15 protein-coding genes and 1 pseudogene are annotated in these 13,280 nt (G+C 68.4%); 7 read left to right on the top strand and 9 right to left on the bottom strand.

The features are described 5' to 3' along the window. Positions 1–3: 3 nt before the first annotated feature. The gene (locus ACFP1K_RS32880) at positions 4–843 is read right to left on the bottom strand and encodes an alpha/beta fold hydrolase (protein ID WP_380760738.1); all 840 of its coding nucleotides are present in this window, start codon (positions 841–843) and stop codon (positions 4–6) included. Positions 844–1,072: 229 nt separating this feature from the next. Between ACFP1K_RS32880 and ACFP1K_RS32875 the strand changes: the two genes are divergently transcribed. Next, the gene (locus tag ACFP1K_RS32875; RefSeq protein ID WP_380760736.1) at positions 1,073–1,828 is read left to right on the top strand and encodes a DUF72 domain-containing protein; all 756 of its coding nucleotides are present in this window, start codon (positions 1,073–1,075) and stop codon (positions 1,826–1,828) included. On the opposite strand, the gene ACFP1K_RS32870 is transcribed toward ACFP1K_RS32875, so the two are convergent. The 3 genes from ACFP1K_RS32870 to ACFP1K_RS32860 are packed head-to-tail and all read right to left on the bottom strand — an operon-like array spanning position 1,829 to position 4,253. After that, positions 1,829–2,854 carry a nitronate monooxygenase gene (locus tag ACFP1K_RS32870; protein WP_380760734.1) on the bottom strand — a complete coding sequence of 342 codons (1,026 nt, stop codon included), beginning with the start codon at positions 2,852–2,854 and terminating at the stop codon, positions 1,829–1,831. Positions 2,855–2,872: 18 nt separating this feature from the next. Then, positions 2,873–3,580, bottom strand: coding sequence for an SDR family NAD(P)-dependent oxidoreductase (locus tag ACFP1K_RS32865; RefSeq protein ID WP_380760732.1), 708 nt, complete (start codon positions 3,578–3,580; stop codon positions 2,873–2,875). Between the two features lie 52 nt (positions 3,581–3,632). Then, entirely contained in the window at positions 3,633–4,253 is a 621-nt protein-coding gene (locus tag ACFP1K_RS32860; protein ID WP_380760730.1) for a TetR/AcrR family transcriptional regulator, read from the bottom strand. 115 nt (positions 4,254–4,368) lie between these two features. Between ACFP1K_RS32860 and ACFP1K_RS32855 the strand changes: the two genes are divergently transcribed. The 4 genes and pseudogenes from ACFP1K_RS32855 to ACFP1K_RS32840 all read left to right on the top strand — a co-directional run bounded on the left by ACFP1K_RS32855 (position 4,369) and on the right by ACFP1K_RS32840 (position 5,961). Further along, positions 4,369–4,734 carry an SgcJ/EcaC family oxidoreductase gene (locus ACFP1K_RS32855; protein ID WP_380760728.1) on the top strand — a complete coding sequence of 122 codons (366 nt, stop codon included), beginning with the start codon at positions 4,369–4,371 and terminating at the stop codon, positions 4,732–4,734. A gap of 178 nt (positions 4,735–4,912) precedes the next feature. Next, positions 4,913–5,496 (top strand): annotated as a pseudogene (locus ACFP1K_RS32850) (helix-turn-helix domain-containing protein); the annotation flags it as partial. Between the two features lie 13 nt (positions 5,497–5,509). Next, a complete protein-coding gene (locus ACFP1K_RS32845; protein WP_380760726.1) occupies positions 5,510–5,710 on the top strand; it encodes a Scr1 family TA system antitoxin-like transcriptional regulator in 201 nt (66 codons plus the stop codon). A 38-nt stretch (positions 5,711–5,748) separates the two neighbouring features. Further along, the gene (locus tag ACFP1K_RS32840) at positions 5,749–5,961 is read left to right on the top strand and encodes a DUF397 domain-containing protein (RefSeq protein WP_380760724.1); all 213 of its coding nucleotides are present in this window, start codon (positions 5,749–5,751) and stop codon (positions 5,959–5,961) included. A gap of 53 nt (positions 5,962–6,014) precedes the next feature. Here ACFP1K_RS32840 and ACFP1K_RS32835 read toward each other — a convergent pair whose 3' ends face one another. The 5 genes from ACFP1K_RS32835 to recD2 all read right to left on the bottom strand — a co-directional run bounded on the left by ACFP1K_RS32835 (position 6,015) and on the right by recD2 (position 10,888). Next, positions 6,015–6,626, bottom strand: coding sequence for a DUF4276 family protein (locus tag ACFP1K_RS32835; protein WP_380760722.1), 612 nt, complete (start codon positions 6,624–6,626; stop codon positions 6,015–6,017). Further along, positions 6,623–7,816, bottom strand: a complete 1,194-nt coding sequence (locus ACFP1K_RS32830; RefSeq protein WP_380760762.1) for an AAA family ATPase — start codon at positions 7,814–7,816, stop codon at positions 6,623–6,625. Before ACFP1K_RS32830 ends, ACFP1K_RS32835 begins: the two co-directional genes overlap by 4 nt. Before the next feature lie 98 nt (positions 7,817–7,914). Next, complete coding sequence (locus ACFP1K_RS32825) at positions 7,915–8,049, bottom strand: hypothetical protein (protein ID WP_380760720.1); 135 nt, start codon at positions 8,047–8,049, stop codon at positions 7,915–7,917. A gap of 101 nt (positions 8,050–8,150) precedes the next feature. After that, positions 8,151–8,687, bottom strand: coding sequence for an NUDIX hydrolase family protein (locus tag ACFP1K_RS32820; RefSeq protein WP_380760719.1), 537 nt, complete (start codon positions 8,685–8,687; stop codon positions 8,151–8,153). A gap of 35 nt (positions 8,688–8,722) precedes the next feature. Beyond that, positions 8,723–10,888 carry an SF1B family DNA helicase RecD2 gene (gene recD2, locus ACFP1K_RS32815; protein ID WP_380760717.1) on the bottom strand — a complete coding sequence of 722 codons (2,166 nt, stop codon included), beginning with the start codon at positions 10,886–10,888 and terminating at the stop codon, positions 8,723–8,725. 501 nt (positions 10,889–11,389) lie between these two features. Here recD2 and ACFP1K_RS32810 point away from each other — a divergent pair. Further along, positions 11,390–12,259, top strand: coding sequence for a hypothetical protein (locus ACFP1K_RS32810; RefSeq protein WP_380760715.1), 870 nt, complete (start codon positions 11,390–11,392; stop codon positions 12,257–12,259). Positions 12,260–12,503: 244 nt separating this feature from the next. Beyond that, positions 12,504–13,277: a DUF6585 family protein gene (locus ACFP1K_RS32805; RefSeq protein ID WP_380760713.1), complete on the top strand. Its 774-nt coding sequence runs from the start codon at positions 12,504–12,506 to the stop codon at positions 13,275–13,277. The last annotated feature ends 3 nt before the right edge of the window (positions 13,278–13,280 follow it).

The raw sequence follows: 13,280 nt of genomic DNA, 5'->3' as shown, positions 1-13,280 counted from the left end.
CCGTCACTTCAGCCACCCGGCGACGGTCGTCGCGAACCGCTCGGGGTCGTCGAGGAACGGGGAGTGGCCCGCACCCGCCTGCACGACGAGGTCGGCGTTCGGGAAGAGCCCCGCGAACTCCCGCACCGCCCTCGGCACGCTGTTCAGGTCCACCTCCCCCGCGAGGAGCAGCACCGGCGCGGTGTACCTCGCCAGCGCGGCGCGCGTGGCCTCGGGGTCGAAGGCACCGTCGGCGACGTACGCGACCGAGGCCTCCTGGTTCCGCTGCGTCTCGTCGTTGGCGTGGTACTCCCGCGCCGCCCCGTCCCACCGTCCGTAGAAGAACGGCGCGATGCCCTCCCAGTCGTCTTCCGTGCCGCTGCCGGACACAACGGCCTCCAGCGCCGCCGACGCCTCCGGGTACCAGGGCTCGTCCTTACGCAGGCGCGCGACCTCCTGCCGGTCCTCCCCCGTGACGGCGATCCCGACGGCCAGGACACTCGGCGCCACCAGCACGAGCCTGCCGACCCGCTCGGGATACCGGGTCGCGTACAGCACCGCGAGGTTCCCCCCGCCCGAGTGCGAGAGCACGTCCATCCGCTCAAGCCCGAGGTGGACCCGCAACGCCTCGACGTCGTCGACCTGCCGGTCACAGCGATAGGTGCCCACATCCTCGGGCACCGCCGACTCCCCGGTCCCCCGCAGATCCAGCAGCACCAGCCGCCGATACGCCGACAGCCCTCCAAGATCCCCGAAGTAGACGGAATCCCGCATCGGCCCACCCGGCAGGCAGACCAGCGGCGCCCCCGCACCGCGCAGGTGATAAGCGAGCTCTGTCCCGTCATACGAAGAGAACTTAGGCATGCCGGCGATCGTGTCAGCCCATTCCCCGCCAGAACAACTGAAATAACCCAGCACACGCGGCGCCGCTCAGCGGACGGTGAAGGCGAGGAGGCGGAATCCGCCGCGGGGGCCGAGTAGTCGGACCAGGCGCAGGTGCAGGCGCCGCGCAGCTCGACGGGGGTCTCGCGGCCCTTCCGGGTGTGGCGCGGGACGCCCAGGGCATGCAGTTCCGCGAGGGGGGTGTATCCGCATGATCCTCGTGGGGACCTCCGGCTGGCAGTACGCCCACTGGCGCGACGTGCTGTACCACGGGGTGCCGCAACGTCTCTGGCTGGAGCGGTACACCGAGTCGTTCGGGACGGTCGAGAACAACAACGCGTTCTACCGCCTGCCGTCCCGGGACACGTTCGAGCGCTGGCGGGACCGCACCCCGGACGGCTTCGTGATGGCCGTCAAGGCCAGCCGCTTCCTCACCCACATCAAGCGCCTGAAGGAACCCGAGGAGCCGGTGCGCCGCCTGATGGCCGCCGCCGAGGGTCTCGGTGCCAAGCTCGGGCCGGTCCTCCTGCAACTCCCGCCGACCCTTCACGCCGAGCCGGAGCGGCTGGACGAATGCCTCGGCCACTTCCCGGGCCACGTCCGGGTGGCCGTCGAGCCACGCCACCCCTCGTGGTGGACGGACGAGGTCCGCGACATCCTCAGGGCCCACGGCGCCACCCTGTGCTGGGCCGACGTCCTCGGCAGGCCGGCGAGCCCGCTGTGGCGCACCGCGGACTGGGGCTACATGCGCTTCCACCAGGGGCGAGCCACCCCCTGGCCCTCCTACGGCGAGGCAGCACTCCGCTCATGGCTCCACCGTCTGACGGAGACTTGGGACACCGGGGACGTCTACGTCTACTTCAACAACGACCCGAACGCCGCCGCCCTCCACAACGCCACCCGCTTCGCCGACCTGGCCCGCGCCGGAGGCAGGCCGGTGACCCGCACACCGGCCCTGTCCACCTAGTCAGGAGGCCAGCCGCCGCAGGATCCGCACGGCGGTCTCCGCGGTGGCGTGGCGGTAGCCGGTACCGGCCCACAGGTTGATGCGTTCGGGATCGTCCGCCGCCGCGGCGGCCTTGCGCATCGGGCCGGTCAGGTGGTGCAGCGCGGGATAGCCGGCGGGAGCCAGGTGGGTGTACCGGTCGGTGAAGTCGTTGCGCAGTGCTCTCGCGGGCCGGCCGGTGAACGCCCGGGTCACCACGGTCTCGCGCCGCGCCGGGTCGGCCAGCGCGGCCCTGTAGGGACGTGAGGTACCGGCCTCGTCCGCGCGCAGCAGGACGGTGCCGACCACGACGGCCGCGGCTCCGGCCCGCAGCGCCTCGGCCACCGCGTCCGGGGTGGCCAGCCCGCCCGCGCCGACCAGAGGCGGCGAAACGGCCTCGCGTACCTGTCCCAGCAGGTCGATCAGCGGGATGGACGCCGGTATGTGCCGCGGGGTGAGCGTGCCGGAGTGCCCGCCCGCGGCGGAGGCCTGCACCACCAGCATGTCGGCGCCCGCCTCCGCGGCCTGGCGGGCCTCGGCGGAGGAGGTCACGGTCTGGACGACCACGGTTCCCGCGGCGCGCAGCGCGGCGATCACCGGCGCCTCGGGGATGCCGAAGGTGAAGCTGACGACCGGTACCGGGTCGGACAGCAGCAGGTCGATCTTGTCCGGCCAGTGGTCCTCGTCCTCGACGACGCCGGCCGCCAGTACGTCGACGCCGTAGGCCTCGGCCTCGGGCGCGATGGCACGGGCGTAACGGCGGAAGGCCTCCGGATCGACGGGGTCGGGGTTGGGCGCGAAGAGATTGACCCCGAAGCTCACGCCTTCGGAGCGGACCTCGGTGATCTGCGCGGCCAGCGCGTCGGCGGTCTTGTACCCACCGGCGAGGAACCCGAGGCCGTCCGCGCGAGCCGCCGCGACGACCAGTGCGGGCGTGCTGGGGCCGCCGGCCATCGGCGCGGCCAGAATCGGCGTGCTCACTCCGAGAGCGGTCAGCGGCGAAGTCATCGTGTCTCTTCCCGTGGGTCAGTGGCCGGCGCTCTCGCCGCCGTCGACGTGGAGGATCGCGCCGGTCACGAAGGGCGCGGTCTCCAGGTAGATCACCGCGTCGACGATGTCGCTCACCTCACCGATGCGTCCGACGGGAGGCAGTCCTTCGTAGAGCGTGTCGGCGGCGTGCATGGGGGTCCTGATGGTGCCCGGGGAGACGGCGTTGCTGCGGATGCCGCGGCCGGCGTACTCGATGGCCAGGGACTTGGTGGCGGACTGCAGGCCACCCTTGGTCAGCGACGCCAGCACGGACGGCACGCTCGACTTGGCGTGGTCGACGAGGCTGGTGGTGATGTTGACGATGTGGCCGCCGCCCTGCTGGAGCATGTGCGGGATGACGCGCTGCGTGACACGGAAGAACGCGGCGAGGTTCACCCCGATGAGCAGGGCGAAGTCCTTCTCGGTGTAGTCGGTGAAGGGCTTGGACAGGAAGATCCCGGCGTTGTTGACCAGGGTGTCGACGCGCCCGAACCGTTCGGCACCCGCGTTGACGACCCGCTCGGCGACATCGGGATCGGCGATGTCGCCCTGGACGGCGAGGACGTCAAGATCCTGCGGCGCGGGCATGGTGCGCGAGTTGGCGACCACGGCGTATCCGAGCTTGCGGTAGGCGGCGACCAGACCGGCGCCGATGCCCTGCGACGCCCCGGTGATGACGGCCACCTTGGGCCCCTGAGCGCTCATGGTGACCTCCTCTCCTCCGAAATGAAAATGTTCCGGGCCGGGGGCGGGGGTTTCACGCGGCGGCGGGCGTGTCCTGGTCGATGCGGGCGCCGAGCAGGGCCAGGCAGTTCGCCCACAGGACGTCGAGCCGCTGGGTGTCGTTGTAGAGCTTGGCGAAGAGCACCTGGCCTTCAAGCTGGGCGACGACGGACCGCGCGGCCTCACGGATGTCGGAGACGGTGACCTCGCCACGCTCCAGGGCCTCGGTGATGACCGTGCCGACCATCTCGACCTGCGCGTCGAAGATCTGCTGGAGGCGTTCGCGGATGCCCTCGGTCTGGTTGCTCATCTCCAGGCTCAGGTTCCCGAACAGGCACCCCGAGACGGTCCCGCAGCTCTGCTGCCCGGCCCGCTGAGCCGCCTCGGTCTCCTCGAACAACTGCCGCAGCCGCTGGAGCGGCTCGGCCTCACCGCGAAGGACGCGAGTCCAGTCACGGAGCTGAACGGCCCAGTGCTCGTCGATGACGGCCAGCGCGAGCACCTCTTTGGACGCGAAGAAGTGGTAGAAACTCCCCTTCGGCACCCCCGCGGCCTTGCAGATCTCGGCCACGCCTAACGCGGAGTAGCCCCGCAGTTCGATGAGCGACCTCGCGGCGGCGAGGATCTTCTCCCTGGCATCACTGGTCCGTCCCATGTTGCAAGTATATCGACCGGTCGACTACTTTTTAATAGACCGGTCGGCTACCAATGCTTCCACGGCCACCCTCCCCCCACCCTGTTCCACACCCACTCCTCGGAAGGCCGACCCGATGACCGACCCGGTGCGCGAGATTCTGGACCGATGGAAGAGCGCGTTCGACGACCACCACCCGGACGCGATGGCGGACCTGTTCACCCCGGACGCCCTCTTCCAGGGCTTCGGCCCCGACGTCCTCACCGGCCGGGCCGCGGTGCGCGCCTACTACGAGGCGGTGCCGGACGACCGCACCGCCGACGTCACCGTCGTCTCCACCTACACCATCGCCGACCAGACGGCCGGCGGCTTCGCCGACGTCACCTTCCGCGACCCCGTCGGCTGGGAAGCCGCCGTACACCTGTCACTGGTCCTCCGGCACGACCAGGGCACCTGGCGAATCCGCCAGTACCACGTCTCCCGGATCAGCACCGCCCACTGACCCCCCGCCTTCAAGCCGTCCCCGATGCGGCAAGCCGCCAGCACGCCCAACCGGTCTTCCCCGGCGATCCGGCCATCGGCACCACCCCCACCTCGTCCGCGAGCGCGCCGACAATGGCCATCCCCCGCCCAACCAGCGCCTCCCCCACCATCCGCCGCGTCTTCCCAACCACAGCGGGATCACGGGGAAGATCCCAGCAAACAGCACACAAACCACCCGTCATGATCCTCCCATTAAGCCTTTAACGCTCTTTGGTATCGAACTTCGCGCGCATCGAAAGAGAGCTGATTTGTCCCTGGAACGCTTGGCACAGATCATCCGATTCAGCCCGAGTCTGGTCGGCTTCGTGGAGAGGGGTCAGCGCACCCCGAGCCGTGATTTCGTACAACGCTGCGATGCCGCCCTGGATCTCAACGGCGAACTGATCCGGCGATGGACCCGCCTAAGCGGTGAGGCAACCCCCGGATGGTTCCGCGACTGGCTCGACATCGAGAAGGAAGCCCACAGCCTGCACACATGGCAACCGCTGTACGTGCCGGGCCTCCTACAGACCGAGAACTACGCACGAGTGGTCATAGGCGGAGAACCTGGCATCACCGATGAACAGGTAGAGAAACTGGTGGCAGGGCGACTGGAACGACAAGAGGTCCTCACAGGCACCACCGCCCCGCTGTTCAGAGCCGTGCTCGACGAGGGAACCTCCACCGGCCCATCGGCGGGAAAGACGTCATGCGGCACCAACTTGCCGGCCTGTTAGAAGCGATCAAGTCTCCGCGTGTCGGCATCCAGATCGTGCCCCCTAGCCGTCGGCTCGACCACGGGCCTCCTCGGCGGGTTCGTGATCGCCCAACTCCCAGAAGGTGCGGATACCGTATATATCGACTCCGCGACTCACGGCCACGTCTCCAACCGGCTAGAAGACGTTAAGGCCGTCCACAGCAGATACGACACCATCCGCGCCGAGGCGTTACCCTAGCACGTTTCGATAGATTTGATCAGAGAGGCGGAGAAACTATGGACCTGAACGCCGAATTGAAGTCCGCCCCATGGCGCAAGGCCACCAAGAGCGGATCGAACGGCGGAGACTGCCTGGAGATCGCCCCCCTCCCCGAGGGACGAGTCGCCCTACGCGACACCGAAGCCCCGCACCAACCCCCCTTCGTGGTCACCGCCACCGTCTGGGACGCCTTCGTCGACGGAGCCAAGAAGGGCGAGTTCGACTTCTGACGCCGAGCCACCGAGGACCTCGCCCCTTGGCCCTCTGCAAAGCTCACAGGAGATCACCTCTTCCCGCTGATCAGATATTCGACGTCCCGCCACAGCTTGTCGAAGGACGGCGAGTTGGCACGTGCCAAGTGCAGGTCGAAGGTGGCTGCAAGCCCGGCCTGATCGCTCTTGGGACGATACGGCTGGCCATCGGTGCGATGCTTGCTCAGCCACTCCTTGCAACCCCTGGGACGCTCTGGATTGGGCGGGACCTCGAGATTCTGGGCCAGACCTTGGTATCCGGCCAGGGAGACCGCCGCCGCCAGGAACCACGCCTCGAACTCCCGGTTGGGAAGCACTACGGCGACCGGCACGTCCGGCCTGGTCGCCTGGGCACGGGCTAAAAGATCAGGGCCTAGGCCGGCCGGACAGTCATCGTCAGCGTCCAGCAACACCAGCACTCCGCTGACCCCGGTGGTGGCCCGGACCACCAGGTCGACGACCCGCTCGATGCCACCTGCCACCAGCAGCGAGTTGCGGCTGATCCGGTAGGGCGACGGGAAGTCCACCCACGTGTTCGGGGCGATCTCCGCAGCGAGCCGCCTGAGGAGAACGGGCGCCGCCTGCAGTTCGCCGTGCCCCTCCACCACCGAGGCGATCCGACGGGGTTGCATCCGGTCGCTCACCGCTCCTCGCCCTCCGGGTCCGCAGGCCGTAGTTGCCCCTGCCGATGCATCTCGGCGACCTGGGACGGGTCCTTACTCAGATATCGCTGCGTGTGGGAATCGAGTTCTCCGATTACCGTGGCTCCGTTCGCCATCTCCACGACGCGCAGCGCCGACGGCGTGAACTCCTCGGTGTCCAGGAAATCAGAGCTCTGCGTCGTCGCGATCACCTGCGTCCGCTGGGACGCCTCCAGCAGGGCGTCGAACAGCGCTCCGACCCTGGACGGGTGGATGGCGATCTCGGGTTCCTCGATCGCCACCAGAGGGATGTCCCCGGTCAGCACACCCGGCTGGAGCAGCGCGGCCAGCACCCCGGCGGCCCGGACGGTCCCCTCCGACAACTGCTCACGCTGGAACAGCCGAACGTGCGGGTCGCCGGGGCCGACCGTGCCCGAGGCGACCGCCGTCCAGTAGGGCACCACCGGGTCACCCATCCAGAAGCGGGACTGAATCGTCGCGTAGTCCCCCTGGAGTCGCTCGTCGACACCGAGGATCGACGGGATCAGTGCCCGCATGTACCCGTCCAGCACTTCCTTGAAGGACGGGTAGTCGCGTGCGAGGCTCCCCAGGACCTGCCCGAGATGCTCGCCGTGCTCACCAAGCCATCGCCGTCTGGCCTTCGTCTCATCCAGCGCTCGCAGCACACTCGTGTCCAGCTCGTAAAAACGCGGAGCGACCAGCGCGTTCAGCAGCGTGGCGTAGGGAGACAGTCGGCCGACGACCGGCAGCAGCAACTCCTCGACGCCGAGCTCCGCACCTGGGATCCCGCCCTGGACGTACCGACGCCGATCGGGGCCCAGGTCGGTGGTGTACGTGCTATCCCCCTCTGGGCGGTGTAGCACGCATGTCTCCCGCAGTACGAGATGCTCGTACTCGCCTGCCGGATCCCGGCCGATCTCCAGCTCATAGGTGGCGGCGCCATCAGCGGCACCGAGCCCTACCTCCAGGCAGATCGCAAAAGACTCCGCCACCTCCGACGACTCCGCGTCACGTCCCTCCGGGGCGTCCACCAGCTCGGAACGCCTCAGAACCGAGTCCAGCCCTCCCCGGGCCGACAGCGCCCGCGCCGGGGAATGCACCAGGGCATCACGCACGAACCGCAGCGCATCGAGAATGTTCGACTTGCCTACCGCGTTGAGTCCGACCAGCACAGTGAGCGGCCCGAACAAGACATCACACGAGGCGACGGACTTGTAGTCCCGGACCCTGAGCCTTCGGAAGAATGGCACCGCCCGTCCCGCCACATCACTCACGGCACCTCAACCCTCTGCCGCCCCACTGCGGACACGTCGTTGTAGAAGCGCTCGCCTTGGAGAGCGACGATGCCTTCCAGCCAGTCGTCCTCCAGGATCCACCGGCGGATGCGCGCGGACTGTTGAGGCACCACATCATCCTGCCAAAGCGCGGTCGACTCACCAGCGTTTTCTCCGCAGACATCAACAGCGAGCAACTGTTTGACGGCGAGCGCGCCCGCACGGCAGCTGTTCAGTAAAGGCAGCCGGCGTAGGCGAGGGCCTGTTTGAGGAGGACGCCCTGGCCGCCGGTCATCTCCTGTTGTACGGCTGGGGAGACGGCCTCCTCGGGGGTGAACCAGACCAGGTCGAGGGCGTCCTGCCGGGGGCGGCAGTCGCCGGCTACGGGGACCAGGTAGGCCAGGGAGACGGCGTGCTGGCGGGAGTCGTGGTAGGGGGTGACTCCCTCGGTCGGGAAGTACTCGGCGATGGTGAAGGGCTGGGGGGAGGCGGGGACGTTCGGGAGGGCCGTGGGGCCCAGGTCCTTCTCCAGGTGGCGCATCAAGGCGTCGCGGACGCGTTCGTAGTGCAGGACGCGGCCGGAGACGAGGGCGCGGCTGACCATGCCGTCCGATCCGATGCGCAGCAGCAGGCCCACCCGGGTCACGACGCCCTTGTCGTCCACCCGTACCGGTACCGCGTCGATATAGAGGATCGGCATCCGCTCCCTGGCGGACCTCAGGTCTTCGGGACTGAGCCAGCCGGGCGTGGTATCGGTCATATCGGTCATTGCACGATCGTACTTCGCGGCGCTCCGCGGGCCGGTCAGCCGTCCATGCCGAGGGCGAGCCTTGGGGCCAGGCCGGTGTGCCTGCGGCGGCCGAGGCGGTGGACGGCCAGTTCCAGGGCCTCGCGGTCGCCGACCAGCACCACCCAGGACTTCGCCCTGGTGACCAGCGTGTACAGCAGTCCCCGGCGGAGCATCACGCCCCCGGACTCGGCCACGATCGGCGCGACCACGAAGGGGTATTCGCTGCCCTGGGAGCGGTGCACGCTGATCGCGTAGGCGTGGGTCAGCTCGTCCAGCTCGCCGAAGGAGTACCGCACGGTCTCGCCTTCGTCGGTGCGGATCTCGATCAGCCGCTCCTGGGGGTTCACCTCGGTGACCGTGGCGGTCTCGCCGTTGAAGACACCCTTGTCGTAGTTGTTGCGGATCGGCATCACGCGGTCGCCGGCGCGGAAGACCGACGGGCCCGACCAGTGCTCGGCCGCGCCCTCCCGGACGGGGTTCAGCCGCTCCTGCAACCGGCGGCCGAGCTCGGCGGTGCCGGTGACACCCCTGCGCATCGGGCACAGCACCTGGACCTGGTCGGCGCCGACGTTCTGCTTGCGGGGGATCGCCACCGTCGCCAGGTGGACCACCCGCTCGGCCACCCGCTCGGGGTCGTCCAGCTCCTCGAACCAGAAGCCGCCCCGGCCGGGCAGGTCGGGCAGCTCACCGGCGCGGATGCGGTGGGCGGCGCGGACGATGCCGCTGTCCTGCGCCTGCCGGAAGACCCGGGTCAGCCGGACGCGCGGGATCCGCTCCACGCGCAGCAGGTCGGCCAGCACGCTTCCGGGGCCGACGCTGGGCAGCTGGTCGCCGTCGCCGACCAGCAGCAGGTGGCTGCCCGACGGGATCGCGGACGTCAGCCGGGTGGCGAGGTGGAGGTCGAGCATGGACGCCTCGTCCACCACGATCATGTCGGCCTCGGCGGGGGACGGCTGGAACAGGGTGCCCTCCTCGCGTTCCGGCTGCCGCGCGAGCAGCCGGTGCACGGTCATCGCGGGCAGGCCGGTGAGCTCCGACAGCCGCCGGGCCGCCTTGCCCGTCGGCGCGGTCAGGGTGACCGTGCCGCCCATGGCCCGGACGGTCGCCGCGATCACCTTCAGCGTGTGGCTCTTGCCGCAGCCGGGGCCGCCGGTCAGGACGGAGACGGTGCTGGTCAGCGCGAGGTTCACCGCGACCCGCTGGTCCTCGTCCAGCCCTTCGTCCTCGGCGAAGGCGCGCATCGGGAGCGTCGAGCGGGCCTGGCGGAGCCTGAGGAGGTTCGCCGTGAGGGCGACCTCGCGGGCGTGCTGCTCCTTGGAGTACACCACCGTCCGGCCCGGGACGGACGGCGACGCCTCCACGACGACCCGGCGCTCGGCGGCCAGCGCGTCCACGGCCCGGTGGATCAGGTCGTCGTCCTGCTCGACCAGCTCGGCCACCGCGGCGACCAGCTCGGGCAGCGGCAGGAAGCAGTGCCCGTCGCGGGCCGCCGCCGCGTCGAGCCGGTCGACGACCGCCGCCTGGACGCGCCGTGGGCTGGTCTCGGGCACGCCGGACCGCAGCGCGATGCGGTCGGCGGTGTGGAAGGCGATCCCCCTGACCCGGCCGATCAGCCGGTAGGGGTCGGAGGCGAGGATCTCGCCCGACTCGTTGCCGTACACCTGGTAGATCTTGGCCGCGAGCAGCGGGCTCACCCCGAACCCCTGCAGGACGACCATCAGCGCGGCGATCGCCTTCTGCTCGCCCCACGCCTCGACGATCTGCGCCTGCCGGGTGACGCCGATGTTGACGACCTCGGTGAGACGCTCCGGCGCCGTGTCGATCACCGTGAGCGTCTGCTCCCCGAAATGACTGACGATGGCATGCGCCAGCCGGGGCCCGATCCCCCGGATCAGCCCCGACCCGAGATAAAGCCGGATGGCCCGCACCGTGGAGGGCACCACCCGCTCACACAGGGCGACCACCAGCCGCCCCCCGTGCCGGGGATGCTGATCCCACTCCCCCGTCAGCCGCACCGTCTCCCCCGGCTGCACCCCCGCCAGCGCCCGCCCCGAGGCGACGAACCCCCCAAGCCCCTCGGCACTCACCCGCGCCACGGTGAACTCGTCCTCCCGGACGTACACCAGCTGCTCGACGGACGCCTCGACGCCGGCCGCCTGCGGCCTCGTCAGCACGGTCACCGTAGGCTCCCCGAAATCACCGACACCTCGCCAAGGACCCTAGCGGTCCCCTGCGACAACTCCGCGCCGGACCAAGACCGGCGCCGGCGGTCACGGCTGATCGCCTGACTGCGCGGCACCGCCACCACACAGCCGATGCGGTACTGCTCGAGAAACGCGGAACTCGTCGTCCTGGCCGTAAGCCTCCCGCCGTACCGGAGTGATCACAAAGTGCTGCTGGGGCACTGAGCCGGGTTTACGAGGTGGATCGCCGAGGAGGCGGGCAGCCTGGCACCCTTTCCGCCACACGTCCATCGCCGGCCCCGCCGATATCAACGAGGTTTTGGGCCGCCTATTTTGAAAAGTGCGACTCCCGAATCAGCGATTGCCGCCCGCCCAAATATATCCGTGGAACCTGGACGGACTTTCTCGCGTTCTCGACATGACGGCAATGTGATGGTGTGCTCTGAGCCGGTGAAAGGGAATCAGCCCATGGTCTTATGGATCATCGCTTACGCGGTCATGATTATCGCGCTGGCCGACGCGGCCGGCCGGCCGGGGGACGCCTGGGCGGAAGCGAGACGCAGTAAGTTTCTCTGGCTCGTGGCCTTGACCTTCGGGGTGGTCGCGCCGATCTTCGGGATTAACGTCTTCATCACCTACGACGACGTCGTTCCCGAGCCGTTGGGATGGATCGGCGTGGGTCCCGTGAGCGTGACCGCGGTCGTCGGGGTCCTCCTGGCTCTCCGATACTTCCTGAAAGCGCGGCCCCAGTTGGCCGGCAGCAGCGCCAATCCGGGATGTCTGACGGCTGTCCTGCTGGCAGGAACCTTGGTGGTGGTCGTCACCTGGGTCGTCAACGGAGGACCTCCTTACCCACCGGTGGGGTCACCCCAGTGGCGTGCCGCGAACACGCCTTCGCGCGTGATCGACACGCCGCGGTCGATCAGCGGGTTCACCCGGGACGACTCGGCCCGGGTGCCGGGCATCCGCGCATACAGGGAAAGACTGGAAACCGACAGCGGCGGCACGGTCTACGACGTCAAAGACGCGGTCTACATCGACGGCGGCGGTGTCAGGTACGTCTTTGTCGGTGGCCGAATGTACGGTTATGACCCCGGAGATTTCTTGGACGATTTCCGCGATTATATCGAGAAGGCTTTCGGTAGGTCCGGCATCGTCACCGAGATCGATCCCGGGCCGGGAGGTGGTGCGGCGGCGTGCGGCAGGAATCCTGCCGATGGGGACACCATATGCGAGTGGGTGACCGAGGAGACGTTCGGGCAGGCCCAGATGACGACCATCGACGTCGACACGACCGTCGAAGAGATGGCTGAAATCACACGAAGAATCCGCGCAGGTGTCGAAAAGACCGGCACGCCACCCACCTGACAAGAAGCCACCGAGGACGCGACGTGTCCGCCGGACGGATCGATGAACGGGACATGGTCTCCTGAATGTAGCGCCATGGGGTCGTGGCCGGCACTCATTATGGCGGCCGCCGCAGAGGAATCGGTCGGGCGGAATGACTGGCCATGAAGTCGTTTGTGGCTGACGTATGGGCCGGACCCGGGAAATTCGTGGCCGAATGAGGGTGGGTGCACACCGAGGGAATGCTCATGGAGGTGAGCGGTAGGTGAAGGACTACCCGGCTGTGATCAAGAAGATGGCCGGTGACGCCGGCCTGGGTGAGGTCGTTGATCGCTATCGCCAGTCGGTACTCGTGGAGATGGAGTTATTCTTCTCTTTCGCTGGACTCGGGCTGGTGGGTCTCCTGTTCGGTGACGATGTCGGGAGGACGATCGGTGCCGTTTTCTGTGGGCTGGCCTCGCCATGGGCCCTGATCGCTTGGGTGAGGGCTCGTATGTACCTCTACCTGTGCTCCGACGGGCTGCTGACCACATCGAGTAAGACCACGCTGCGGATCCTTTGCGCTTGGGAGGACGTCGCTTATATACGGCTGTGGACTACCCGGATTTATCAAATCGGCCCGTTTGAAGACTTCCAGCGGTGCATCCTGGTGCTCGAGGACGGCATGAAACTCGATCTGGGGAGACCGTCTTATGCCAAGGGTGAGGATCTCATCGCGGCCGTCGAGGAGCGAATGGCTGCGACCATCTACCCCCGCAGGGCCGCGGAGATCTCCGAGCTGGGAGACGCCGACTTCGATCAGATCATCGTCACCGCCGATGGGATACGCGACGGCGACCGGTTCGTGAGCTGGTCGGCCATTACCGGGATGAAACGTGGCCGGGTGAGGTTGCGTATCTGGTCCGGCCCCGGCCGGCCGGTCATCTCACGGAAGGTCAAATGGATTCCTGATATCAAGGTGCTGCAGACCTTGATTTCAGAAGGTGTCCAGCGTGCGCGAGCACAGGGAGCGGGAGCCCGCCGGCAGGACTGGGGGTGAGAT

Origin of the sequence: Sphaerisporangium aureirubrum, from assembly GCF_042658925.1 — a bacterium.
Taxonomy (GTDB): Bacteria; Actinomycetota; Actinomycetes; order Streptosporangiales; family Streptosporangiaceae; genus Sphaerisporangium; species Sphaerisporangium aureirubrum.
Note: the sequence above shows the minus strand (reverse complement) of the source record. Positions and strands in the feature narration are given on the sequence as shown.

What these genes read in the sequence shown, in the direction of transcription:
- ACFP1K_RS32865 (WP_380760732.1), bottom strand. Translation starts at nt 3,580, where the DNA reads ATGAGCGCTCAGGGGCCCAAGGTGGCCGTCATCACCGGGGCGTCGCAG.
- ACFP1K_RS32855 (WP_380760728.1), top strand. Translation starts at nt 4,369, where the DNA reads ATGACCGACCCGGTGCGCGAGATTCTGGACCGATGGAAGAGCGCGTTC.
- ACFP1K_RS32880 (WP_380760738.1), bottom strand. Translation starts at nt 843, where the DNA reads ATGCCTAAGTTCTCTTCGTATGACGGGACAGAGCTCGCTTATCACCTG.
- ACFP1K_RS32875 (WP_380760736.1), top strand. Translation starts at nt 1,073, where the DNA reads ATGATCCTCGTGGGGACCTCCGGCTGGCAGTACGCCCACTGGCGCGAC.
- ACFP1K_RS32810 (WP_380760715.1), top strand. Translation starts at nt 11,390, where the DNA reads ATGATTATCGCGCTGGCCGACGCGGCCGGCCGGCCGGGGGACGCCTGG.
- ACFP1K_RS32860 (WP_380760730.1), bottom strand. Translation starts at nt 4,253, where the DNA reads ATGGGACGGACCAGTGATGCCAGGGAGAAGATCCTCGCCGCCGCGAGG.
- ACFP1K_RS32870 (WP_380760734.1), bottom strand. Translation starts at nt 2,854, where the DNA reads ATGACTTCGCCGCTGACCGCTCTCGGAGTGAGCACGCCGATTCTGGCC.
- ACFP1K_RS32840 (WP_380760724.1), top strand. Translation starts at nt 5,749, where the DNA reads ATGGACCTGAACGCCGAATTGAAGTCCGCCCCATGGCGCAAGGCCACC.
- ACFP1K_RS32820 (WP_380760719.1), bottom strand. Translation starts at nt 8,687, where the DNA reads ATGACCGATATGACCGATACCACGCCCGGCTGGCTCAGTCCCGAAGAC.